This is a genomic window from Halopiger xanaduensis SH-6 (genome assembly GCF_000217715.1).
GTDB classification, from domain to species: Archaea; Halobacteriota; Halobacteria; order Halobacteriales; family Natrialbaceae; genus Halopiger; species Halopiger xanaduensis.
The window spans coordinates 1-25,002 of sequence record NC_015667.1; the positions used below are offsets into that span (position 1 = coordinate 1).

Genomic DNA, 25,002 nt, shown 5'->3' on the forward strand with positions numbered 1-25,002 from the left:
ATTCGGGATGCTCTCGAACCATCTTCAGATGGATATTGAGATTAATATCAATACTATAAATACAGAATATTTATCTAATTCAAGATAGTCAGCAAACATGTACCGGAACTCAGCCAATGCACACCTATACCCGCATGCATGATAACGAGGTCAGTAACCGTCGAAGAGATTCATGACCTGTACCTGATGTGGAACGACCATATCAACGCCTCCGCTCTCTATCGCCGCGCCCTCCGTGAGGAAATGGAAGTCCGCGGTGTTGACCCCAATGAACTCCGCGATCTTTTAGAGCGGGCCCGTGAGCAGGGCTATACGCTTGAAGAGATCGCAGCGGATACGAACCGATTCGACGATCTCCAGTCGCTCGTTGAAGATCAGCAGAGCCGGCCAACGGCTGAAGACGCTACTGATGGTTAATCCGTTATGTCACAAGGCAAGTCTCCTTCCGACCTTGAGCATCGCACTGGGTCGCCCCTGACCGGCAGAATCACTCGACAGGCCGTGCTCACGATCGTCTTCTTGGGTTTGTTCGCCGTCCAGTCGGTCACTGCGCAGAGTAACGCGGTCTGTAGCGCGGACAACCTTCCGAGCATGATTGAGGGATTCTTCCAACTCACCACCGCCCTAGGAATCGTTGGCCTCGCCATCGTCTGGCAGGCAGACTCCCTCATCGAGATGTTCACCCTCCATCCCGAGCAGAAGAAAGGCCTCAAACGCCACAAGCGCTCAGCGATGAAGTCCGCGGTCGTCCTCGTCGTCCTTGGCCCGCTGTATACGGTCGCTGGGTCGATGATGAGCCTCCCGCTGGCGCAGTGCGTTGATCTCGTCCCCTGGTAAACTGTCTACTATCCCCGACGTGAGCCAATGAACCACCGAGTGCTCTCCGTACTCATGGCCGGATTGCTCGTGACGAGCATAGTCACGGGCATCGTCGCCGCTGACCCGCCGCAGCCAGGTACGGAGGAGAACGGACTCACCGAGAACGAGTCAGCGACACTCTGGTCGCGTGATTCAGATAACTACATCAGCCAGGAGGAGTACCGCCAGCGGTACGGCGAGAACCGCTCCGCCGTCCACCAGGTTGCGAATGGGACCGACGTCACGTTCAAACGACCGCCGGCGACCGCAGCGACGTGGACTCGGAACGACTTCGAGGACCTCGACGCCGGCGGAGCAGACACGTCCGTGCATCCGTCGCACGCGGACCTCGAGGATGGTGTCTTCATCGATGATGCCCACGCCACGATCTTCGCGGTCCAGCCCTCCACACGGGGGCACCTCGAATCCGATGAGACACCCCTGTACATCGCGCCGAGCGGGACCATGCGGGGATTCATCGACTATCGCGTGCGGGTCCCGAACGGGAGTTCATCCGAGAACACGACCATTGAGTGGTCGCTCATGGAGCACAAAATCGATGAAGTCCAACTGAAGAAGGATGGCGAAACCATTGCGACGCAGGACGGGTCCCATACGCCAGTCCTCGACTACCAGGTCGAGGATGACTGGAGCGCGAATCTCTCGCTCGAAGCGGAAATCAGCGTCCGTCTGAAGAAGACCACTCGGTTCGACCAAGGCAACCGGACGGACGTCGACGTCACCTACCGGACGGAATCACGCAACGTCTCGGACGCGATCGCCGTTGAGATCTACGACCTCTCGGCGTATCCTTACTACGCTGAGTACCCCAACGGCGATGCCGGCGTAGCGATCTTCCAGTCCCGCCTGTGGCAAGGCTATACTCTCACTGAGGATGACGATGCCCGGGTCCGCGGTGTCTGGCGGTTCTACACTGCTCGGAACACCAACTGGGACATGCTCGTTCAGTCTAATCAGACGGATAGGACCACGGTCGAGTCTGACGCGATTCCCGTGTACGTCCACGCGTATCCCTCACGCATCGGTCCGCGCGCCGAGCCGGTTCGAGACGGCCCCAAACTCATCGAGACGTGGGGGACTGACCGCCCGTCACCGGTCGATTCCATCGGGGATAACGTCAACATCGACATCGCCAACCAATCGTACACGACGACGTATGGCGTCGCCGTTCGGGCGGAGACCGTCGACCGTGAGGCGCTCCACGTCGCGGGGATCGTCCGTGGCGTGAACGCCTCGATCGCCGAGCCGGACGGGGGCTCCGAGCGACAGCTCCGGCGAAGTAACCTCACCGTGAAGGTCCACAAGCAGAACCAGTCACAGGCAACACTCCGGATCGAACTGCAAGACAATCAGACCGGCGCCCCAATCACGCTCGACGATACCCGCCAGTATCCGATTCGTGGAACGACTCGAAATGGATACATCACCGTCGCAGATCAGCGTGTCGAGACCAACGAATCGGGTGTGGCAATCGTAACGATCGATGAGTCGGGGATTTACACGGCCAACTACCATCCGGGCTCGTGGCTCGGACATGATCCCGCATATGTGAGCGATTCCGCGACGGTCCGCTGGCACCCACTCGGAACCATTGAGGGCTGGTTCGCCCTCGTGTTCGAAGTTGGCTGGCAGCTCCTGCCGTTTTTCGTGATGTTCTATGCCGGCAAGCGACTCCTGCGGATGCTTGGCCCAGAAGACATTTTCCAACAAGAACCATGACGAAGCACAATCCACACCTCAGCAGACGTACCGCCCTTCAAACAGTTTCTGGAGCCGCTCTCACGAGCATTGCTGGCTGTCTAAATACCAATGGGAACTCTGGAACGCCCAGCGATGGATCTCCCTCTTCAAACAGCCAAGGCCCTCTTCGGCGTGTCGTTGTTGATGGAACAACGCTTGTCGTCGAACTCTCGGAAGATGCTGACGTCGACCAAGTCAATCTAATCCAGCCGAATGGAGAACCGTTCGGCCAGCGTGATGTTGCTACAGGAGCACAACAAGTTACGTTCGAACTCGGAGCGTCCTATTCCCCTGGTGAGTATCATGTTATTGCGCTAGCGGGCGAAGAGACTGTAGAGGAGTCCTCTCTTTCCGTTCATCCAAATCTTAGAATTATGGAAATAGGAATAGGGAAGAACCAGCCTGAAAGGATGTGGGATAGCTCAAGTGATAAGATCTCTAAGGAGGCCTTCGTATCTGTCGAAAACCGAGGTAATGGCCCGGATACGATAACGCAGCTCCTCTTCCTTGGCGATGTCCCCTATCCTTCAGATAAAGAGGGGACAAACTACGCCAACAACGAGGATATAAGCGGTATATACGATCCCGAGAAGGACACAGAAGTTGAAGAGGTGGTCATAGGACCAGGAGAGCAGCTTACATTGTACAGTTACCGTTCCCCATTTGCCTTCGTTCGAGGAGATGGGACCTCCTGTAAAAGCGAAGAACAAAATGGGGAGTTCGAGGTCATCCTGAAGACGCAAGTCGGCTCTAATCAGGTGTCAGAGACATACGGCATTCACTACTCTGCTTCAGAAGAGTTCGATAATTGCGGAATTACGATCAGTGAGTGATAACAATGGTAGACCTCATTGACGTTGTTTTAGAAGGTTTTAAAGACATTGTCGACTGGGTTATCGGCCTTTTCATGGAGGGGTTGAACAACGGTTATGAGACCCTCACGGAGGAAATGTTTGGAACACCTACGCCAGAGACGGAGGGCGCATTTGTCTTTGGTGCCCCAACTAACGGTCCTTGGCCAGCAATACGTGATGCATTGGTCGGTGGGGAGATCATGCTTATCTCACTACTTCTACTGGTGATGTGCGTTCAAGGCCGACACACAATTCGAATCTTCAATATTGGGAGCGCTTACGAAGCGAGACGAACGAAGAAAACTGCTTGGGTCGGTGCATTCCTCATCATCACTTGGTACTGGGTGAGTATTCTTGGCCTCTACATCGTTGATGGATTCACGATTGCGTTGATGCCGAGTCTGGATTCTCTTGGTGATGCAATGTTGAACTTCCTCAAGGAGTCACTGACGAACCCTGGACTGGCATTCGTATTCGCAGTTATAGGGGGTCTCTCGATGTGGGCGCTTGAAGCACTGTATTACATTCGAGAGATTCTCCTTTATGTGTATGTCTACGGAATGCCGATAGCGTTCGCTCTCGCATACGGTAATATCCCGGTTCTTTCCGATATTGCGATGGGGTTTTCCAAACGATTTGTTCCGCTTGCAGTTCTTCCCCTTCCAGCAGCAGTCGTGTTCAAAGGATACGACCTTCTTTACTCAGAAGGCGCGCTTTCCCCAGATAGCGCATTTCTGAAGTACCTAGTCGCTGCTTCTCTCCCTCTAATTGCTCTCTATCTCACTTGGAAGACGTTCAAATTTGCAACCCCGCTGACAGCAAAAGTTCTCGGAGGGGCAACCAAGAGTGCAGCCCTCATCGGAGGTGTAGCTGCCGGTGCTTACGTCGGTAGCGCTGGCGTCGCGACAACCGCTGCCCGGTGGGGACCAAAAGCCGCCGCAGGTCACGCTATCGCCCAGAAGGCGGCCGCACGAGGCACGAACAGCGACGAAGACAGCGAGACGCCATCGTATCGGCGGACCGAGAACGACCCTGGAAGCTACTAGCAACCCATGTCAATAGATCAAGACGCAGCTGCACGGCGCATCATGGACCAGTTTGGCGAGGAAAGTCGTATCCCCTACCTCAATATCGATGAGGGTGACGTGGGTGTCCTGATCGCCTTCCCAATCGTTGGCCTCTTCCTAGCTGGACTCACCGGGATCGAATCGCTCGCTCTCCCGTTCGTTGCCGGCGGATTCGGCTTCGGCGTGGCGATCGTCTATGTCTCTCCCGATCATCTGAATGCGTGGACGTGGGCGAAGGATGTCTATCGATATATGACACGTCCCCAAGTAACGTTTAGTGCTCCAGAAGAGGCTGACAGTAGTACCAACGAAACGGAGCGGAACGAGGGCGGCCTCGCGAACTACACGCCGTTCAAGCCCGATGAACGGACGCAGGACCTCACAAACATCAAGCGGGCGTGGCCAGGCGCTGGTGCGATCCAACGCGCCGACGGGACGATGGAGGCGTTCATCGAAATCGACCCAGATAACATGGACTTCGCGATGTCCGACGACTGGGCAGAACTCCAGGAAGCTGGCGAGGAATTCGCCAACAAAGAACTCGACTCGAAGCTCAAACTCCACGCGACAACCCGGTCATTCCCGGTGGATCAGATTACCGAGAACATCGAAGACCGCCTGAACGACGAGGACGTCAAAGAGAATCCCATCTTCCGGGAACTCCTCGAGGAGTATCGGGAGACGCGGCCGAAAGAGATGCGTGAACGGGGGATCCAGCAGGTTCGCTATTACATCGGCGTTCAGGTCACGCCGCTGGAGGTCTATGATCGCTTCCGCGACGAGGGAACCCCTGCCGAGAAGCTGACTCAGTTCCCCGTTATCGGTTTCCTGTTTAACCCGTTCGTTACTCGTCGCGAGAACCTCACCGACGTTGAGCGTCGCGCCCAGATGTTCGAGAAACTCGACAGCCGCATCAACGACGTGCGGTCCGAATTCATTCAGCAGGCCTCGGGGTGGTCGGCACGTCGGCTCAGCACGGTTGAGCTGTTCGTGATGAATATGGACTTCTGGAACGGCCGCGAACACGACTATGACGAGGCTGAACGGGTCGTTCGTGAACAACCGATTATCGGCCACTCGTGCCGGGAGGATGCCCACGATGGGTAACGTGATCCTCCAGACGAGCAGCGGTGCTGTCGCCGAGCTTGTGGAGTGGCTCTCAAACCCGACCTCAGCCGAAGGTGCGGCCCTCTACGTCGGGGTCGTAGTCGTTCTCACCGTCGGTGGGAAACTTCTCTGGGACCGGTATACCGAGGACGATGAAAAAGAGGTCGAGTTCTCGGATCTGCTTGACGAAGAGACGCTGGAGGAAGGCGGGGCCGAACGTCGGTTACTCGACGACATCGCCGAGTCGCACAAGACGGTCACCGCCCCGGCCGCTATCGAGTGGGAAACACGAGCCGCACGCGTTGGCGAGCAGTGGACAACGACGCTGTACATCGCGGACTATCCTGATTATCCCAACGATGGCTATCTGAGCGATCTTTTCGAGATGACCGACGTCCAGTTCGATCTGACGGCCCACATCACCCCGAAGAATCAGGAACGGGCACGGACCGAACTGCAGGATATCGCCGACGATCTTCAGGTTGACGCCGATCTCGAACAAAGCGTCCGGAGTGCCTATCTACAAGAGCGTGCCAATGAAGCCGCAGCGACGTACACGGCCGTCGAGAATGGCGCGAGCGTCTTCGACCAGGGAATGTTCATCACGGTCCGGGCTGACGAGAAGGACGAGCTCAGGGACGCCGTCCAGAAGGTCAAGAGTGCGCTCCGCGACGACCCGGCCAACCTCACGCCGAAGACGGCGATCTGTCGACAGGATCTCGCCCTTCAGTCCGCCGCGCCCATCGGTGACAACGAGTTCGGGCGGACGTCGATTGCGCTCGGCGGCGCCGTCGGTGCGTTGCTGTCCTCGCCGCACAACGCGACGATCCTCGAGGAGGGCGGCGTCGAGTTCGGGATTCACAAGGACAACCAGAGCCCGGTGGTCATCGACCCGTTCGCGCGAGACAACGGCTACGCGATGTTCACCGTCGGCGACACGGGGTCGGGGAAGTCGTTCAGTTCGAAACAGAACTTCATCCGCTCTATCGAGCAGAGCAAGGACCGAATCGGCATCATCCTCGAGCCGCTGAACAACTGGACCGGCGTCGCCGAAGCCCTCGACGCCAAACGCATCACAGTCGGCGGGACGCTCGGACTGAACCCCTTGGAGATTCGGGAGACGCCCGAGCACGTCCAGCGGGCGATGGGCGAGGACGCGAGCCCGTTCAACGAGAAGCTCGACGACGCGATGAGCTTCCTGACGAACTTCTTCGCGCTCCGCGGCATCTCGCTTGGCGACCGTCGGACGACGCTCGAACTCGGACTCAAGCGAGCATACAAGCGCAACGGGATCACCGATGATATCTCGACGCACAGCAACTCGAGCCCGACGATTCGTGATATGATGGACGTCTTCGAGGATATGATCGACAACCCCGAAGAGTTCGTTGTGCGGTCCGACGAAGAAGCCGGGAAGATCAAGAAGGACGCGACGTGGCTTCTCGATCAGCTCCGCCCCTTCGAGGAAGGTGGCCGTCACGCCAATCTTGGCCAGGAATCCGATTTCGACATCCGGGACGAGAAAGTCATCTACCTCGATCTCGCCCAGCAGGAGGGCAGCGTCGACAGCAGCACGGCACTGACAATGCAGCTGCTTATCTCACTGGTCTACGAGCGGGCGAAAGTTTCGGAGAAGGAGGTGGTGTTCTACATCGACGAGGCGCGGTACATCATGCAGGATGCCGCGAGTCTGGCATTCCTCGAGACAGTCTTCCGGCACCACCGCCACCACGACCTCTCGATCCGACTGGTTACGCAGACCGTCGACGAGTTCTTTGAGCACGCCGAGTCCGAGGCCATCCTCGATCAGTGTGCGGTCAAGCAGTTCCACCGCTTGGACGGGATGGACGAAGAGTGGTCCGATGAGTTCGGCCTGAACTACGCCCAGATGCGATTCGTCCAAGATGCCGTCCCCGGCAACGAGGACGCCGGCTTCTCCGAAGCGCTCGTCGGTGTCGACGGCGAGTGGCGCGGGATCAAGGTCAAAGCGATGCCCAAGGAGAAGCAGGTCATCGATTTCGATCCAACCTCCCAAGTTCGCTCCTCGTTACCGGGCGCCGGTGACAGCGCCGAGACCGAGATGCTGGAGTTCAAGGAAGAGCTCCAATATCGAGAAACGAACGGAACGAACGAAACGAGCGAATCGAACGAGGAACCAGACGCCGTCGGAGCTGAGCCAGATGGCGGATCTACGGAGGAGACGAACGATGGCTGAGTACCTGCGCGTCACACCGACATCCGAGCGACTCGATCCGGAGAGTATCCCCCGAATCCTCGACAGCCTCCACAAACTGACCACGCCCGACTCGTCAGGCCTCGGCGCGAAGTTGAACCCGCTCCGCAGTGAGACGCCACTGCGATTCGAGTTCCTGGCGATAAGTGATGGCCCAGATGAGCCGGTGGAGTTCTTCTACGGCGCCGATGCGCACCTCGATACCCTCGAGAAGCGGCTTCGCTCGATCTATCCAGCCACGTTCGATATCGAACGCGTCGACGTCGATGTCGCTGCCCGGCTCATTCAGCCAGTCGAGTTCACACCACAGGAATTCGTCGAACACTACGAAGCCGGGGAGCTTCAATACGAGTTCGGCTCGGCGGAACAGTACGACCACCTTGACGAAGAGCCAGCAGACTTCGAGTCAGCCGACGCAGACCCGGTTGTCGACGGCGGCACGATATCCACTGCAATTCCCGACCATCACGTTATCGCCGGAGAGTCTGTCCTTGAACTAGCCACGCCCGAGACACTCCCGGAGGACAAGGAGAAACCACCGATCGAGAAGCCGACGATGACCCCTGATGGGATGATTCTAGCGCGGCCAGCACCCGGCGCCGTCTCGCCGCTCGGGGTTCGATGGTGTGGTTCCGCGTCGCGGAAGCAGGACTGGATGACCTCGCTGACGCCGTTCACAGTGGAGGAAACGAACGGCGACCTCTCGTCGGTCGACCAACCGGGCGCAGCGCTCGCGTCGCTGATCGATCACCTGATGGAGGCGACAGCACCGACCGCGTTCCAGGTCGTCTTCCAACGGCGCTCGAGCTGGCAGTCTGACGCGGAGGTGCGGAAAGAGGACCTCGTCGACGGCCGGGATACGTTCTTCCAAGAGGTCGTCGGATCGTTGCTCGAGGTTGAGGAGCAACGGAGCGACCAAGACGAACGGCAGCTCAGTGAGGCTGTCGAGAAGCGAATCAAGTCTATCGACGCGAAAAACGCCAAACGGTCGTTCACAGTCAATATCCGGGCCATCGGCGTCCCCACCGACGATACCCGTGATGACCTCGATGGCCGGATGGACTCGCTCCTCCCCGTGTTCGACCCGCTTGATGGACCGTTCTACGAAGTCGAGGGGAAACGCCTCCGGGACAGCGGCTTCCGTGAGAAAACCAAGGAGAAGAAGGCACGGGCGGCTCTCCAGCGCCTCCTCAACCGTGGACTGACGACGGGGCGTGGAAAGACACGGCCCGAGCTAGTTCTCTGTGGGACGGAGCTCGCCAACTTCGTCCTTGTCCCCTCCTCTGAACAGCTGACAGTCGAAGGGATACGCGGGACTCGAGCCGAACAGCAGAGCCGGAATCCGTTGCCGTGTCCCAATCCAGACCTGATTCAGCAATTCCAAGAAGGGATGGCTATTGGCTACGCACTCGACGAGAACGGTGAGCCACGATCAGACCCAATCCGGATCCCACCAGACCTGTTGACGACACACTATGGCCGGTTCGCGTCGACTGGCGCCGGTAAGTCAAAGGCGATCATCAACGACGCTCTTTCGCTTCGGGAGACGACAGGCGGTCCTGTCGTCATCGTCGATCCGAAGGGCGATGGGATGTGCGAGAATTACCTGCGCTGCCACTATGACCAGTTCGGTGGCTTGGACGACGTCTATCAGTTCCGCGTCCCGGAGATTCTCCCTGCGTTCTCGTTTTTCGATATTCGCCCAGCCCTGGAAGCTGGACGCAACCGGGAGGACGCGATTCAGGACAAGGTAGACCACTTCCACGACATCCTCCGAATGATTATGGGCCGAGAACAGTACGGCCAAGCATTCGTCGCCAACGAAATCCTCAGCTACCTGATTAAGGCACTCTTCGACGAGGAGTACGGAAGCGACGTCTTCGGACTGGATGACCTCTTCGCCGCAGCTCTCCAGATGCAACGAGAGCAAACTATCCCACCGGTGTCGGCGGACAACAGGAACGTCGAGGAGTCACTCACGCGGCATTTCGCGAAGGACGACCACCGGTTTCAGGTGTCGATGGACGCCGTCGGAAACCGTCTAGACAAGCTCAGAGAAGACGCGCACCTGCGACGTATCTTCAGCCACGTCCCGAAACAAGACGATGACGGCGAGTATGTTGACAACCGCTTCGACTTCCGCGAGTTCCTCGACGAAGACGCCACGATTCTGTTCGACTTGGGCGATCTGCGTCCAGAAGCACAGCGGGCAATCACCCTCCTTCTGTTGAGTAATCTCTGGGACGCCGTCCAGGTTCGCCGGCGTGATGGAAAGACCGACTACGAGAACCTCACCAATCTCATCATCGAAGAGGCCGCCCCCGTGGCCTCGACAAAACTCGTCTCTGAGCAGCTGCTTCCACAGGGACGGTCGTTCGGCCTGAGCATGGGGCTGGTGATGCAGTTCCCCGGCCAGGTTCGAAATCGAAACGAGCGCGCCTACGACGAGGTCCTCAACAACATCAAGACAAAGCTCATCGGGAACATCTCCATCGAGCGCGACCTCGCCGAGTCGTTGGCCCACGAAGACCTGAGTCCGACTGATCTTCGAAATCGAGTCAATACGCTCCCCAGCGGAGAGTGGATTGCTCAACTCCCGAGCCCATCGTTTGGGAAGACAGGGCCTGCTCCGTTCTCAGTGAAACCGCTCCCGATAGCAGCGGGCCATCCAGAAAGCGATGAGCCGCTCTCTGTCGAACAGGAGGACCACTTCGAGACTGTGGCTCTTCCACGGCTGTCGGAACGTACACAGGCCCAGTACGGACTTGCTGAGACCCCACGCGAATCGGAGACAGCCGACGATGAGGGATGGGGGAGTAGATCGAACGCTGGACAGTCGACATCCGCAGAGTCCGCTAACCCTGTGGAATCGACGCAGTCGTCTTTCATCGGACAGGCAGCTAGTGGTTCAGCAGCCGACGAAGAGAAGGAGAAAGACGCGGATAACATTGATTCGCTGTTTGGAAATATGGGGTCCGTAGAGTCAGAAGAGTCAGCCACAGAAGAGAAGACGAACGCCGTCGACGAAAACGGATCGTCGCCAGTACAGGCAGATGGCGTAACCGTCTCCGATGACGAGCTCCGACGGCGCGGGCTCACTCACGACGACATCCGGTTCTTGACTCGCGTCCTTGATGTGATGAACAGGGACGCACCGAATCACGGACTCTTGGATTCAATGAGTGCGTTCAAGGACGACTTTGATAACTTGGACGTACAGCGGCTCATCGACCAGAACCTGCTGGAAGAAGGACGAGCCTGTAGTCGGAAGTACTACACCGTCCTTCCGGCAGGGCGTGAACTGCTCGGCCAGAAGCTCAAAGTCGGCCCTGGTCAGGGAGATATCGGCGAGAAGACGCCGCACAAGGTCGGTGTGAAGCTGCTCGAACTATGGTTAGAAGCGCGCAACGACGTCGTGCAGGTCGAACCCTACTATGAATACGACGAGGAGACGGTGTTCGACGTCGCCGCCTTCGACGCTGACGGAGAACTCATGTGGGTCGGTGAAGCAGAACTCCCGAGCAACAACAAACATGCGCCGGTCGACGACTACGACAAGCAGAGTGCGGTGGACGCAAACGCTGTCTGGGCATTCAATAGACGCGAGACAGCCGTTGAGGTGTTGGATCGGCTCGCGGAAGCTGACCGGATAGAAAACAATGTGAGTGGGCGTGCAGCCCGTCGCTTTTCGGATATTCGGGAAGCCGTCGAATCGTTCGACGCAGAGGGGATGACGACGATTCGGAGCTTCAACAAGCTCGATGAGGGGTTCAATCCATGAGCTGGCGCCAAGCTACGTGCGAGGAGATTTACAGGTACTACACGGAGGAGTTCCCCTCGTACGTCGACGAACTCCCGTCGTTCATCACAGCACAGGGACCGAAACAGTACGCGCTCGCGTTTCGAGAACCCCACCCGGTACGGAAAGACGGAGTCCCGGATAAGGACTTCATCCGACGAGACACCTGGCAAACGAACACCTCCAGAGAGCGGACCTCAGCAGCATTCCACGACTTCGATGATATCCTCGAGTTCATCCGCAATCCAGCACGGAATGACCCACTCGGCCGGAGTGACTTCGCACTCGCAGATCCCGACCTGCTCGAGAAACCAGATCCACGCCCTGATGCGGTCTACTACGCCCTCGATCACTGGGAACGGCCGTGGGTGCTTCTCGTCGATATCGATGCGAAAACGATAGCCCGAGAGCGAGCAGCGCAAGCAGTGCTGGACGAGGACGTTACAGAGGACAGTGAGGAACTGCTCGATGCCGCAGGGATTCTCGAAGCAGACCCAGCAGGCTACCCGTATTCTTTCGCGGATATCGAACGGGCCATTGAGTACGGTTTCGAGGTGCGAGATATCTTTGAGAACGATTTCAACGCCGAGGATACGATGGTAGTGTACAGCGGCCAGGGCGTTCACGTCTATCTCCTCGATACCGACCCTGCTCATCGATATGACGCCAAGAGTCGAGAAGTGCTGAACGACCTTCTGCAAGAAACCTACGAGATTCCCATCGATCCAGTGGTTACCGCTGACCGTCGTCGAGTCGCCCGGCTCCCCTACTCATTGCACGCTGACGTCTGCAGTATCGTCACGCCGATAGAGAGCCCGAGCTTCGACATTCGGTCTGCAATACCGGAGGTCATCCAGTCATGAGTCAATCGACCCCTGTCGAGGACGAGCGTACCGCCTACCGCGTCGCGACACTCCCGCTTGAATACAGCACGACACGCATCAACCAGCTGTTTACGCGGGGCTACAATCGCTACATCATCGACGGCGAAGACCAACCAGAAGACCTGTTGAACGACCTCGAGCGATTCGGGACTGCGGCGTTCAAAGAAGACGTCAGAGCCAATGCCGCAGAGGATCCCTTCGTCGACGAGCCGGGAACACTCGCCGTCCTCGCGACGTTGAGCGCGATCTGTGTCAAGGAACATCCGAAGTTCGAGCACGCCCCGCCTCGAAAAGTGCAGGTCCTCTACGATATTCGCGAGCTCTACGTCAACAATCTCGCTTCCCTCCTTCGAGAATTCGGTGATGGGAGTCTCCAACAGGATATCGCAGAGGTACTGTACGCGAAAGATCCCGGAGAGGATGGTCCGCATCCCGGCCGCGTTTGTACAGGGATCAAGGAGATGCCGGAATTCGGTGAGGGGTTGTATCTCGAAATTCCGATGGCCGCGGCATCAAGGAAATGCCTCGTTCACGCCGATACTGAGCCCGGAGAAGCCGGGGTACTGCTCACTCGCATCAAGAACAACCGACTCTACGTTCCAGTCGGTGATTTTGACACGAAGTATCGCGAGTACGCCAGACGTGCGTTCAAGAAGCTCCTGCGAGTTCAAGAGGAGAACCTCTCCGAAGACCAGCTGACGTGGCTAACGACGAATGAGTCGGCTATCACAGAACGCATCGACCGCTTCATCGAGACGGGGCACCACGACCGAATCTGGCGAGACTGGAACCCTGGTGAACGGACCATCCGTGTACTCCGGGACGCGATTCAAGCCGCTCCAGATGAGGTCGCCACGCTGGGGGATTTCCACTCGGCGAAGGAGCTGTTTGAAGCAGTGGAGGCGTACGACCCAGAAGCAGACTGGAAGCGAGACGTGTGTAATCGTATCTCGAGTCCGCGAAGCCTCGGGAACCTCCTCGCATCCCAGCGCGACCACCGGAGCTTGACCATTCGAGAGCACGGTAATACGAACCACTATCGGGTTCAGAAGTCTTCGTGTGGCGTCCAGCCCCTCAACGTCGAGACAATTGAGGATCTGTTCGAACTCCCCTGTATGGCCAATATGGCCGAACGCCTTCACGAGAAGAAGCCAGTCCGAAAGGACCTGTACAACTTCGCCCGGATGGTGATGTGGCTGCCCCAGTATCAGGACAGCGACCTCGAGACCATTGTCACAGATCTCAAGGACGTCTTCTCGCAGTGGCCGTGGTACGATGAACAGGTCACCGACTACCAAATTCGCTACGAGTTCTCGAACACGATTGAAGGCGATACCCCGCTTCCGATGAACTGCGATAACGACGATATGCAGCGGTACTGCATCGGACAAGATGAGTGTCCATACTCAATTTGGGGGAGTCTCCCGTTCCCCGATGAGATGTACGATCAACTAAGTGAAACCGAGGGTAACAGAAACGAGTTCTAACGCAGACAGTCGATTGTAAGGTTCCATAGCATTCTTCAGAAGACGGGAGTGTAACGGATATTGTAATCTCGTCATGCACTTTTCAGGCCTTGTATCGCCCAATTTGAGCAAAAACGGAGGAGTCAGTAAAATCGATCTCACCCAACCCATCATTTGTCGTCAGTCAGTTCTGCCAAGTCTCACCTATTAGGAGAATTAAATTCGTTTGAATTCGAGGGCCTCACCACCTCGTCAAGCACAATTCCGTCCAATCACAGTATCTTAGCACTCGTCGAGGACATCAGTAACGGCTGAGAACTGCCCGACGGGCCTCTTGCTAAATATACGCCCGTTTCAATGTTCTCTGCACCTCCAGAATTGTCCAAAGGAAGGCTAGGGTATAACGGTGCAGGCGCCGCTGGCTCTCTCAGGCCGAGGGGCCATCACAGGGGTAGCGGAAGTACAGAAGTATCAGACTTAGCGCATAGGTTGACAAGGTGTGTTTTTGTGGTGTCTGTCGCCCCCGCGAGGGGGTGGCGGGGCGCATCACGTGCCCCCGATAGATGATGGCTTCGGAACGACGCAGCAAGACACGAGCAGCGGATCACGCAGGAACTACCACTGACGGTGAGGCGCGTGGGCGGACCTCGAGGTGACGGTTCCGACCGACCGGGATCACGCGTCGGTCGTCGCCCTCGTGGAATGTGCTCTCGTCGAACTCACGCACGAAACCGTGGGAGCCGTCTTCATCTCCCGGCAGGTCGGGCGGTCGACGCGGACGCAGTACGTGGCGGCCGACAACGTCGGCGAGCAGTTCCAGAAGCGGCACTTCGCCGACCGACTGGGCTGGCACGAGACCACCGTCCCTCGACGAACCGTTCGCGACGAGCTCATCACTCAGCTCACGCGGTCGGCATCAACGACGGCGGAGCGGACAGGTGAGAGAGCAGCCAGCGAGCCAGACACCTTTGTCGTGAAGCCAGTTCGAGAGCTCCGAACGCCGTAGCGGTTAGGCTTAACCAACATTCCGAACCGATACCGACACGGTGTTGGTTAACGTTGGGGCTGGATCCACTCCCACGTCCCCACCCACCGCCCGACTTCTCGAGTGAGTGGGGCCTAGCGGCCGGTCGGCTCGAGCGGCCGTCGCGACGGGTTTTATCGGGCCGCTACTCCTCGAGAGCGAGTATGGTCGTCGTCGAGGAGGTCACCAAACTGAGCGAGCGCCGCGCCCAAACCTCGTCCGAGGCGTTTCCGGACGATGTGCTGGCGTCGATTCGGGCAGCCGTCGATGCCGTCCCGGCAAGCGTCTTCGACGGCTCGACGAAGCACACGGAGGTCGGCGGGTTCGATGCCGCGATCGCTGACGGGCTCTCGCAGTACGAGTACGAGGGGGACGCCGCCGGCGGCTACAACCCGAACTGTAAGCTCTGATCGCATCAGGGGTTTAACTACAGCGTCGACCTCTACGACGCCGACGCCCGCATCGCCATCGAGGTCGAGAAGAGCGAGCGGAAGAACGTCAGTGACGACCTCCTCAAGTTCCAGAGGGGGTACCGCACCCAGAAAGACGGCCGGCCGAAAATCGAGTTCGGCTGTCTGGTGGTGCCGGTGAACTATCTGGGGCAGCATAACCTCTACCAGCACAGCCTGACCAAGCTCGACTTCATGAAGGGCGTCCTGTTCATCGACGACGTCGCCGTCATCGGCTATCGCGATCCACGACCTGACTGACGCTGTCACTCCCGACTGTTTATCGGCGCCGGGAGGCGTGCAGCGCGTGACCATGAGTGCTGCGTGACCCATTATGCCTGGTCCCGATCCTCACGACGACACGAGTCGCGACCACGAACAGTTCGAGAAAGAACAGCTCGCCCAGGACCGCGACGCCGCCGGGGCCGATACGGCGGACGTCGACGACAGGACGGCCCAGAACCTGATCAACGACCTCATCGACGCGGACGTCGTCACTCCGGTTCCTGAAGATCGCGTTCTGGTTCACGAGCCGAGCGGCACCGCATTCGACTCATCGAAACAGTTAGCCGTCTTCCACCGTGGCTGGACGGCCGGCCGCGACGCCGACGCGGAGGGCGAGTGATGCAGCAGACCCTCGTCGGCTGTGCGTTCTGCGACGCCCCGCCCGGCACCGAGACTGGCGAGGCCCACACCTGGGGACAGGACAAACGGGTCACTCACCCGATCTGTGTCGACTGCGCGATTCAGACGGAGCCGGATCCCGACGAGCGCGATCACGTCGCCTGTGACAGCTGTGGGCTGGTCGTCGACACGCTCGCGGCACTGACGCGGTTCCGGGTCGAAGTCGGGCATCTGGAAGGTCCGTTGCAGCTGTGCGCTCGCTGTAATCCGGGTGGCCTCGCGACGTACTGGACGCGCGACCTCGAGGACCATCTCGTCGCGACGCCGGCGGAGTGACCCCAACACTCTTTACTAATTCGCTGTAAACTGTAATCAATAACCACCGTGTCACGCACCTCAAACCGCGCCGACGGCGACATCGTCCAGGACTTCCTCTCGGTCGCGGACCTCCTCGAGAAACCACAGCTCGCCCAGCTGTACGCGTACCTCGCTCGGGAGGGGGAGGCGACCGTCCAGGACGTGATGGACGACCTTGAGCTCGCCCAGGGGACGGCCTACAGCTACGTCAACCGGCTCGTCGACGCCGGCGTCGTCGACGTCACCGACGACAAGCAGCCACGCCGGTACGCCGCCCGGGAGATCGACCTGACCGTGACGACCGCCGCGGGCGACCGCAAATACACGATCACGCCGGCGCTCATCGACGCCGTTGGCCGCCGTGAGACGGACGCCGACATCGACACCTACATCGACCGCCACGGCGTCGCCGGCCTCGCGACCGCGCTCACCTACGCCGTCGCTCGTGAGCGTGGAGAAGTGACCCACCGGCTGATGGCGGAGGATCTTGACATCTCGCCGCTGGCTGCGGAGATGATCCTCCAGGCACTCCGGCCCGTCGTCCACGAACACTACGACATCGAGGAGGCAGGGGCAGGACTCGACGAGTTGGACATCGACGACGGCGACGGCGCTGACGACGTGTGAGCCGGCTCCACATCGCCGACACCGGCCTGTTCGTCGCGATGGGACAGCCCTCGAACAGCCGCTATCAGGCCGTTCGGCGGTTCGCTCGCCGGAACGACGTCACATTCGTCCTGCCCGAACGGGTGTACGAGGAGCTGACCATCGACGAGCCCGACGTCGAGGCGCCACCCATCGACGCCGCGATCGACGAGGGCTGGGCGACGGTTGCGGCGCCGCTCGAGTTCTCCGAGCCGGTCGTCTCGCGGGTGATGGACGGCGTCCAGCGGTACATCGCGAACGCCGACGACCGACCCGCCGACGAGGTCGAACGTGCCGACGCCGCCCTCGCCGCCCTAACTGCCCAACACCTCAGCGCGGGAACGGCGACCGAGGTGTATATCTACACGACCGACGTCGCGGCCGGTGAAGGGGCCGAAACCGTGCTAGCGAGCGAGGGGTACGGTGACTCAGTGACGTTCGTGAATGGCTTTCGGTTCATTGAGGACTTGGTCGCAGGGGATAGCTGACGCTTCTCCAGATATAGGCCTACTCTACCTGTAGAATCAGCCTGTACCACCAGAGATCTATTTCTGTTCTACTGGATTTTCGTTTTGATAGTAATGAGGGGCGTGGAGATCACCGGTATGTGGAACCGGTGATCCCCACCTCTCTGACGTTCGAATCGGTTAGTGTAGCACCGCGGACGACGGTGCAAGACGTTCGTCGGCAGCGAGGTGGGTCCTGAGGTGTGGGCGTGGTGGACGCAACTGATCTTCCCACCGCAATCACCCATTTTAGGCTGACCTAATGAAAATTTCCGGATACTAACAAGTACTAGTCTCGAGCATCTCAATGTCGAGAAGGCGATCTGTGGTCAGCTCCCGTTCTCATCGCTAAAGCTCTGGGTCGGCTTGCTCGTAGGGGTAGAAAACTCGGTCAGTTCGACACTACTTAAGAGATCGTCACGGTTGACGTTTAAGCGAGTGTGTATCTGCCTCGAGACGACACTTGAGCAGAAAGACGAGCGCATCGAGGAACTCGAAGCAGAGAATCAGGCCCTTCGAGAGGCGCTTACAGCCCGTAAGGAGCAACTCGAAGACCGTGATCAGTCATCGGCGGTCGAGGACACTGAGGTCGCTGACGGTGCGGACTCGATCTGGAACCGGACGAAGCGGCTACTTGGGGGAGAGAAGTAGTTTCTGCACCGTTGGTTGGGTTTATCACCTCCAGAATTGGTGGAGAGTTCGAAGATGACTACACGCAGCTCATGGGACACCTTGGAGTCATCCAGAAGACGATCCTTCAGTTCTCAGGAATCAAGAGGCGGTATGACCCCAAGCGTTATTGCCTAATACACGAATCATGAATTGTATGTCGAAAGCTGCCGGCGATCCCGAGCGAGCCGTCAACGGTCTGTTGTCGGTCGCACAGCTATTGGAGGAGCCGCGGCTCGCACGGCTCTACACCTTCATCCTTCGAGAAGGGGAGATCACTATCGACGATATCGTGGCCAAGCTGGATATGCCACGGACGACAGCATATTCCGACACTAGCACACTCGTTGAGCTCGGAGTGCTCACTCGAGACGAGGAACAAAAGACGCACACCTATTCGGCAGTCCCGATCACACTCACTGCGAATCTGGATGGGAATGAGTATACGGTTACTCCAACGCTCATTGAAGCGTTCGGTCGAGCCCCTCGAGATCAGGATCTAGATCTCTTGCTCGAGAAATATGGACTTGGAAAGCTCGCCGCTGCCCTCACGTATGCCATCCCGTACACGGAAGGTGAACTGTCGGAACGAGTGGCGGCTCGAGAGCTTGATTTCCAGTATGCGTTTGGTGTCGCTGTACTGCAGGCGTTGCGAGATGTCGTCCTAGACATGAAGTCAATCGATCCGTATTTCGACGAGATTCGGAACGCCCGTGAACAGCCACCAGAAGCTGAGGACTAAAAGCGAAACAGATGACTGAGTCGTTTGACGTGTTTCAGGAGTCAGGAGCGTGGGTTGCAGATACGGGACTGTTCGTTGCGTGTGGGCGACAGCAGCACAACAAGTACACTGCACTCGAGCGATTCGCTCGACGAAACGACCTTACATTCGTCATTCCCCAGCGTGTTTATGACGAACTTGGTGGCGCGCCAGATCGAAGTACGCCGGGACAGACACCGATCAACAGCGCTATCGAAGCAGGCTGGGTCAAGGTGGCAGGTGAACCAGACTACACAAACAGTGTCGTTTCACGGGTGATGGACGACGTGCGGACGTTCATTGCTCACTCGTCAAACAGAGCCGAAGATACGATTGAAAAAACTGACACTGCACTCGCTGCAGTCACTGTTGAATTGCTCGATACGGGAGAAAGCGATTTTGTCTGCGTCGTAACAACCGATACCGATGCTGGAGAAGGCGTTGTATCCGCTCTCGAAGCGAATGGGTTCGCGAACCGTGTTCAGTGGAAAGATGGATTCGAACTGATTGACGAGATCACCTGAGGTTGCGGAATCCTTATCCTCGGATAGACAGAAACCCCGATATGTTCGATTTGACAAAATTCCAGCGGGACCTCTTGTACGTGATCGCCGGCCAGGACGAGCCACACGGACTCGCGATCAAAGACGAACTCGAAGAGTACTACGAGAAAGAAATTCATCACGGCCGGCTCTATCCAAATCTCGATACTGTCGTCGACAAAGGCCTCGTCGAGAAGGGAGAACTCGATCGACGGACAAACTACTACACCATCACTGCTCGTGGCCGGCGTGAACTCAAAGCCCGCCGAGAGTGGGAAGATCAGTACGTCGGCGAACTGCTCTCAACAGCGGAATAGTCACGTATCCATTGCGGAAGTCGGAGTAGAGGGGTACCGTCTTAACCAACAATCGCTCGAGTCTTCGTCTTCCGTTGGTTAATAGTATCACAACGGTCTCGATGGGATGCCGTTATCGGCTGGACAGTCTGTTGTTGGAACTGATAGCTGATGAGGGCCATTAGTTTCAGTTTCACCGTGGTTGGATCGCCTATATACAGCACCACGGACAAACCAACGGTAGAGGGGGAACCATACTACTACCACTCTGTCGCAGTCACACGCTCTTCCCCTCACACCAGTAGCTTCAACGTATGTCCACGACAAACTCGCCATCGCTCGGCACCTGTCCGTTCTGCCACGCCGAGATCACATCCAGCAACGTGATCCTCGAGTACGAGACAGCGACCGGACCGACAGTATACGCTGAGTGCCCTGAATGCCGCGACGTCGTGACCCCGGAGTGACCACCCTATGCTGTTTGTAGCTGTGAACTGGCTACTGGATCTGGTGAGCCGGAATGAAGTGGTGTCCGAGTGCCGGCACTGCGGTACCACCGTCGACAGCGATACCGAAACCTGTCCTGCATGCGGCGCAGACGCGATCGTCCAGTATCAGATTCCCTGACCTCATGCCAGAACACTACGAGCAAATATTGGAGATTGTAGCGGAGAATCCAGGATGCACTGTCGACGATATTGAGGACTTGGTAGCGGATCACAGTAGCACTGATACCGATATTCCCGCCCTCCTCTCAGAGGCAGTGAGTAACGACGATCTTCTCGAGTTCGACGACCAGTACTGGGTCATGCGGACAGGCAAGTACCGGTTCGACCGGTACGACCACCCGGAAACGTGACGCTCCTGGATAGCCAGCGATGTATTTCCGGGTGGAGTCGGCCGTGAACGATCTCCTTCTCGAAGTCGTTCTCGAGTTCCGCCTTGATTACCAGCTCGTACGGTTCCTCCAGGCCTATCGAAAGTAGAAAAATTCGATGAGCTCCGGCGTTAGCAGGTGTACCAGCCACCAGATTTATTCTAAGTTGGAATCAAATCCGGATGTGGCGAGGGGGACTACCTACTGGATCTCGGTAGGAGGCCCAGACCAACGACAGGGACCTCGCCGCGGATGATCGGGATCATCCCACGATCAACATATCACCCACCATCGTCCGTCCCCCCGGATGGACACCCACCCCACCACCTACCATAACCACCGATACACCGTCTCCTTGCGGTGTTTTTGCTGCTACTTGATATTGAGAGAGGTTATCAGAACCCGTCACAAGAGCTCCGTGCAGCTATCAATGAACGTCGCCAACTCCCGTGCTGCCTCACGTTCGAGTGAGACAGCGACACCTTCGTTTTCGCTTTCTCGAAAGTGGATTAGAACGCCATGTTCGTGCAGCTCCACCGATGCTTGGGCTGCACCTATTTTTGGATACTCCTCTTCACGAACGATTGGTTCGATCGTTCGCGCACGGTCGATCAGCTGTGGAAGTACGTCATGGAGTTCTTTCGTCGCGATATCGTCTCGGAGATACAATGGTTGCCAGTCATCGGCAGTATAACTGAATGCTGATCGAAATGTATTGCCGGCGCGGTCGTGAATCAACCGGACAAGGTCCTGATATTCGGGTTTGACCATACAGGGTGTTCTGATTCCCCGTGTTTGATTTTTGTCTCCTCTGATTCTAATTGACTCGTGAGAGTGTTGACGCGCTCGAGATTTAGATACCAAATATATTGGCCAGTGTACCTATGGCCATCACTGACCGACTGATAAATGACGAGGGGGATGGGGGACATCTGTCGTTGCCAGACAGGTCCTTTGGCCCGAAGACAGGTCCTCCTCGTCACTGTTCCAACGGTCCGATCGTTGGGGGCACCCACGACCACCGGCTCATCCCGCCGGTGGTCTCAACATCCATCGCGGCTATCCTTCAACCTCGTCGTTCCGAGGCATTACTGCATTGTCAACGTCGGTAGACATCCGCTTGTCTTCGGGCGAGTCGGCGTCCATATATGATCCATTCTGCTGCAGTACTACAGGATCACACGTATTCACTTATTTATTAGTAGAACTAAAGATGTAGTAGGCATATGTGTATCCTATGTCAGAGGATTCTAAACTTAAGAAAATCTGTGTCTATGGTTTTGGCATCCTCATGTTGCTGGGAGGTCTTGGCGGCATGTTCGAAGGAGGATTAGGGTTGCTTGGCGGGCCAATTCTTATCGTCACATCTCTACTTCTAATTCCCAAAACTCGCCCACTCATCACAGATGCTATTGATTCAGCTGGTGGCCCTGACCTGAGTACAGTAGGGCGCGGTGCATTCATCGGACTCATCATTGTCGGATTTGTCGTTGGCGGGGCACTACTTCCCGCAGCCGATACACAAGAAACGGAAGGTGTGGAAACACCACCATCACCATCTAATTCGACTGATTCTCCTGATTCTACATCTGAACCATCATCTGGCGATCTCGACTCTACATCAGACTCATCAACAGACGAATCAACGGATTCACTAGGTTCGTCATCGGACGATTCATCAGGCACATCATCAGGAGATAGCTCGGATTCACCTTCTGAGGTCTCCAGAGACGACTCTTCTGGTGATACCACGAGTGAGTCTCCTGACGACTCTACGTCCGATTCTTCTGATCAATCTACAGATAGCGGCCAGGAAACCTCATGGACGGTTACAGTTCTATCTGTAACAGATGGAGACACGATGGACGTTCGGATGCCTGATGGCAGCACAGACACAATCCGTCTGCTGGGCGTCGATACACCTGAGACTAGTGCTGGGAACACAGACCCAACAGAGTGGGAAGGTATCCCGGATAACGCGGACGGACGAGAGTGGTTAGAGCAATGGGGTAGTGAAGCCAGCGAGTATGCAGAAGAGCGTCTTGCTGGCGAAGAGATATACATCGAGGTGGATGAGGAGTCCGACCGACGTGGTACGTATGATCGCCTACTCGTGTATGCATACCAGTCTGAGTCTTCGTCAACGTCGTTCAATCTCAGACTCATCGAGAATGGATATGCACGGATGTATGATAGCCAGTTCTCACAGCGTTCAACCCACCAATCGGCAGAATCCGAGGCACAAAACAACAATGTAGGCGTCTGGGATTACTCCGGGTCCTCAAGTCCACCATCTGGCGACGGCGGCAGTCAAGACGGTGATATCGTAGTATCAACCATCCATGCTGATGCAAATGGCAACGACCACGAGAACCTAAATGATGAGTACATCGAACTTACGAACGAGGGACGCTCGTCTGTGGATATGACTGGCTGGACTATATCTGATGATGCGGACCACACGTACCACATCCCATCTGGGTTCACACTCGATGCAGGCGAATCTGTGATTATCTACAGCGGAAGTGGATCAGATACCGATACAGAGCTATATTGGGGCTCTGGGAGCGCAATATGGAACAATAGTGGAGATACCATTATCGTGACGAACGCTGACGGCGAGACTGTCATCAACCGGGAATACTAATCCTCAGCCAGCAATATACTCTATCTCATTGCTCTCTGAGTTCTGGGACTAGACAGCGTCATAATCTATCTCACCTGTCCGCTTCTGGTTCATCAACATCAGATTTCTCTACAATATAAGGAATGTGTTACCAGTCGATAGGTATATTCTCTCCCAATGATTTCTTTTGTAGTATACAGTTGGGGGATTGGAAACTGTTCATGTTTGACCAGAACTGTTTCAGGAGCCAGATAGCTGTTATCGTGGTCGCCGTGATGCTGGTCCTTGCGGGATGTAGTACAGGAAGTAATCCAGGAGCAGACAGTGCGTCTGACTCCCAAGAAGCAACGACAGTGGCGGTAGAGACTGCGGCGGATGATACGTCAGACTCCGGTGAACCGGATATGACGATGCATCGGCCGAAGGAGGGGCAGAACCTTACAGAGTACAGTGACGATCTCGGTGCTGACGGAGCTGGACTGAACAGTTCGGAGCGGGAGAGAGTCAAAGATTTGGTTGTCGGATTCTACAATGATCTGCCGGAGAACGAGTCCGAACGCCGTGACCTCCTCCTTGACACGGCTGACAAACACTGTGCGTTTGAAGAAAATTACACCAGTCGCGTGAACAAGTCCGCGCTCGAGGAGAATGGGTCCGACATGGACAACGCGGTGCGGCGGGCGCATTACGGGGCGCAGATTGCGAACGAGTTCAATGGACAGGTCCCGGTCGAGCCGTTTGCGGATATCCGGAGTGGGACAGGTGATGTGACGAAGTATGCGCCGCTGGTCGGAAGTTACAATCAAATGAGTGAGGCAGCATGTAATGCCTCGGAGGAGCGGACGGATGCGGCGATCCAGGACTACCAATTTGCGACGTTGATGTTTGGGGTGGATGCGGCGTTGATCTCGACTGGGGCGTTTTACCGGCCGGCGTTCGTGGGGACACGGTTCACGGCGAACAAGGCCAGCCAGGTCGGGTTGTACCGATTGCGGTACATGTGTGGTGACCGGTGCTGGGCCTTGGCGATGAGTGAGGTCCACGTCACATATCGGACGTCGATGGCAACCATGACCTCGAACCTGCTGCGGCAGGCCGGAGAGATGGGAACCAAGTTGAGCCGGGAGGATCTGGAAGTGGTCGCAGCGGAGTACGATACCGATGTGGAACAGATGCTGAACGAGGTGAACGCGTCGACGGCATCAGAAGCGTTGGAATCTGCAGCAGCTGACCTTACAGAATGCGGTGATACAGTCCTCGAGTCAGATGATGCTGACAATGGTGACAGCAGCAGTGATGGGATCTTGGGCGGTGGCGGTGGTAATGACGGCCTCTTTGGAGGTGATGGAGTTGATGCCGGTGATGTCGTAGAGAAAGGCGAAGATACGCTGAATAAGACGGCGGAAGCAGCGGAGGATTGCCGAGATCCGTGAGGTCGGTCATCACGTAGAGTAGATCGTGTTGCTATCCTGGGTTTACTCGTCGAAGTGTCACTTTGTCTACTGAGAATTCTAAAGAATACTTGTTTGAAAGCCCCTGGCAGGCTCGAGTCCCGCGCCTCGCTGCGCTCCTCTCAGGTTGCGGTGCTTGCGTCGGCG

General features: G+C 57.1%; 24 protein-coding genes and 2 pseudogenes. 25 read left to right on the forward strand and 1 reads right to left on the reverse strand.

Features of this window, described 5'->3' with window-relative positions; genetic code table 11:
• Positions 1-138: 138 nt before the first annotated feature.
• The 23 genes and pseudogenes from HALXA_RS19525 (at position 139) to HALXA_RS19620 (ending at position 20,760) form a co-directional block, all read left to right on the forward strand.
• Entirely contained in the window at positions 139-417 is a 279-nt protein-coding gene (locus HALXA_RS19525; protein ID WP_013881799.1) for a hypothetical protein, read from the forward strand.
• Positions 418-423: 6 nt separating this feature from the next.
• The gene (locus HALXA_RS19530; RefSeq protein WP_013881800.1) at positions 424-837 is read left to right on the forward strand and encodes a hypothetical protein; all 414 of its coding nucleotides are present in this window, start codon (positions 424-426) and stop codon (positions 835-837) included.
• 27 nt (positions 838-864) lie between these two features.
• Entirely contained in the window at positions 865-2,598 is a 1,734-nt protein-coding gene (locus tag HALXA_RS19535) for a hypothetical protein (RefSeq protein ID WP_013881801.1), read from the forward strand.
• A complete protein-coding gene (locus tag HALXA_RS19540; protein ID WP_013881802.1) occupies positions 2,595-3,452 on the forward strand; it encodes a hypothetical protein in 858 nt (285 codons plus the stop codon). The genes HALXA_RS19535 and HALXA_RS19540 overlap by 4 nt, the downstream gene beginning before the upstream one ends.
• A gap of 5 nt (positions 3,453-3,457) precedes the next feature.
• Entirely contained in the window at positions 3,458-4,519 is a 1,062-nt protein-coding gene (locus HALXA_RS19545; protein WP_013881803.1) for a hypothetical protein, read from the forward strand.
• A 6-nt stretch (positions 4,520-4,525) separates the two neighbouring features.
• Positions 4,526-5,647: a hypothetical protein gene (locus tag HALXA_RS19550; protein ID WP_049895631.1), complete on the forward strand. Its 1,122-nt coding sequence runs from the start codon at positions 4,526-4,528 to the stop codon at positions 5,645-5,647.
• Positions 5,631-7,862, forward strand: a complete 2,232-nt coding sequence (locus HALXA_RS19555; protein ID WP_171814700.1) for a VirB4 family type IV secretion system protein — start codon at positions 5,631-5,633, stop codon at positions 7,860-7,862. The genes HALXA_RS19550 and HALXA_RS19555 overlap by 17 nt, the downstream gene beginning before the upstream one ends.
• Positions 7,855-11,661 (forward strand): ATP-binding protein, encoded by a 3,807-nt coding sequence (locus HALXA_RS19560; RefSeq protein ID WP_013881806.1) that lies wholly within the window; start codon positions 7,855-7,857, stop codon positions 11,659-11,661. The genes HALXA_RS19555 and HALXA_RS19560 overlap by 8 nt, the downstream gene beginning before the upstream one ends.
• A complete protein-coding gene (locus HALXA_RS19565; RefSeq protein ID WP_013881807.1) occupies positions 11,658-12,542 on the forward strand; it encodes a DNA primase in 885 nt (294 codons plus the stop codon). Before HALXA_RS19560 ends, HALXA_RS19565 begins: the two co-directional genes overlap by 4 nt.
• Positions 12,539-14,050 carry a primase-associated protein gene (locus HALXA_RS19570; protein WP_013881808.1) on the forward strand — a complete coding sequence of 504 codons (1,512 nt, stop codon included), beginning with the start codon at positions 12,539-12,541 and terminating at the stop codon, positions 14,048-14,050. Before HALXA_RS19565 ends, HALXA_RS19570 begins: the two co-directional genes overlap by 4 nt.
• A 545-nt stretch (positions 14,051-14,595) precedes the next feature.
• Positions 14,596-15,035 (forward strand): annotated as a pseudogene (locus tag HALXA_RS19575) (hypothetical protein).
• Between the two features lie 182 nt (positions 15,036-15,217).
• A pseudogene (locus HALXA_RS19580) lies at positions 15,218-15,763 on the forward strand (hypothetical protein).
• Between the two features lie 73 nt (positions 15,764-15,836).
• Positions 15,837-16,127, forward strand: coding sequence for a hypothetical protein (locus HALXA_RS19585; protein WP_013881810.1), 291 nt, complete (start codon positions 15,837-15,839; stop codon positions 16,125-16,127).
• Positions 16,127-16,462, forward strand: coding sequence for a DUF7558 family protein (locus tag HALXA_RS19590; RefSeq protein ID WP_013881811.1), 336 nt, complete (start codon positions 16,127-16,129; stop codon positions 16,460-16,462). Before HALXA_RS19585 ends, HALXA_RS19590 begins: the two co-directional genes overlap by 1 nt.
• 48 nt (positions 16,463-16,510) lie before the next feature.
• On the forward strand, positions 16,511-17,110 hold the full coding sequence (locus tag HALXA_RS19595) for a DUF7437 domain-containing protein (RefSeq protein ID WP_013881812.1): 600 nt from the start codon (positions 16,511-16,513) through the stop codon (positions 17,108-17,110).
• Positions 17,107-17,616, forward strand: coding sequence for a hypothetical protein (locus tag HALXA_RS19600; RefSeq protein WP_013881813.1), 510 nt, complete (start codon positions 17,107-17,109; stop codon positions 17,614-17,616). Before HALXA_RS19595 ends, HALXA_RS19600 begins: the two co-directional genes overlap by 4 nt.
• A gap of 456 nt (positions 17,617-18,072) precedes the next feature.
• Positions 18,073-18,285, forward strand: coding sequence for a DUF3972 domain-containing protein (locus HALXA_RS22285; protein ID WP_049895635.1), 213 nt, complete (start codon positions 18,073-18,075; stop codon positions 18,283-18,285).
• 175 nt (positions 18,286-18,460) lie between these two features.
• Positions 18,461-19,045, forward strand: a complete 585-nt coding sequence (locus HALXA_RS19610) for a DUF7437 domain-containing protein (RefSeq protein WP_013881814.1) — start codon at positions 18,461-18,463, stop codon at positions 19,043-19,045.
• An 11-nt stretch (positions 19,046-19,056) separates the two neighbouring features.
• A complete protein-coding gene (locus tag HALXA_RS21305; RefSeq protein WP_013881815.1) occupies positions 19,057-19,587 on the forward strand; it encodes a hypothetical protein in 531 nt (176 codons plus the stop codon).
• Positions 19,588-19,628: 41 nt separating this feature from the next.
• Entirely contained in the window at positions 19,629-19,922 is a 294-nt protein-coding gene (locus HALXA_RS19615; RefSeq protein WP_013881816.1) for a PadR family transcriptional regulator, read from the forward strand.
• A 293-nt stretch (positions 19,923-20,215) separates the two neighbouring features.
• On the forward strand, positions 20,216-20,368 hold the full coding sequence (locus HALXA_RS22290) for a DUF7837 family putative zinc-binding protein (RefSeq protein ID WP_013881817.1): 153 nt from the start codon (positions 20,216-20,218) through the stop codon (positions 20,366-20,368).
• A 7-nt stretch (positions 20,369-20,375) separates the two neighbouring features.
• Complete coding sequence (locus HALXA_RS22805; RefSeq protein WP_013881818.1) at positions 20,376-20,528, forward strand: zinc-ribbon domain-containing protein; 153 nt, start codon at positions 20,376-20,378, stop codon at positions 20,526-20,528.
• Between the two features lie 4 nt (positions 20,529-20,532).
• Positions 20,533-20,760 (forward strand): hypothetical protein, encoded by a 228-nt coding sequence (locus HALXA_RS19620; RefSeq protein ID WP_013881819.1) that lies wholly within the window; start codon positions 20,533-20,535, stop codon positions 20,758-20,760.
• Between the two features lie 423 nt (positions 20,761-21,183).
• On the opposite strand, the gene HALXA_RS21310 is transcribed toward HALXA_RS19620, so the two are convergent.
• Entirely contained in the window at positions 21,184-21,549 is a 366-nt protein-coding gene (locus HALXA_RS21310; protein WP_013881820.1) for a hypothetical protein, read from the reverse strand.
• A gap of 466 nt (positions 21,550-22,015) precedes the next feature.
• Between HALXA_RS21310 and HALXA_RS21315 the strand changes: the two genes are divergently transcribed.
• Positions 22,016-23,425, forward strand: coding sequence for a lamin tail domain-containing protein (locus HALXA_RS21315; RefSeq protein WP_013881821.1), 1,410 nt, complete (start codon positions 22,016-22,018; stop codon positions 23,423-23,425).
• A gap of 383 nt (positions 23,426-23,808) precedes the next feature.
• Entirely contained in the window at positions 23,809-24,837 is a 1,029-nt protein-coding gene (locus tag HALXA_RS19630; RefSeq protein ID WP_049895641.1) for a hypothetical protein, read from the forward strand.
• Positions 24,838-25,002 lie beyond the last annotated feature (165 nt).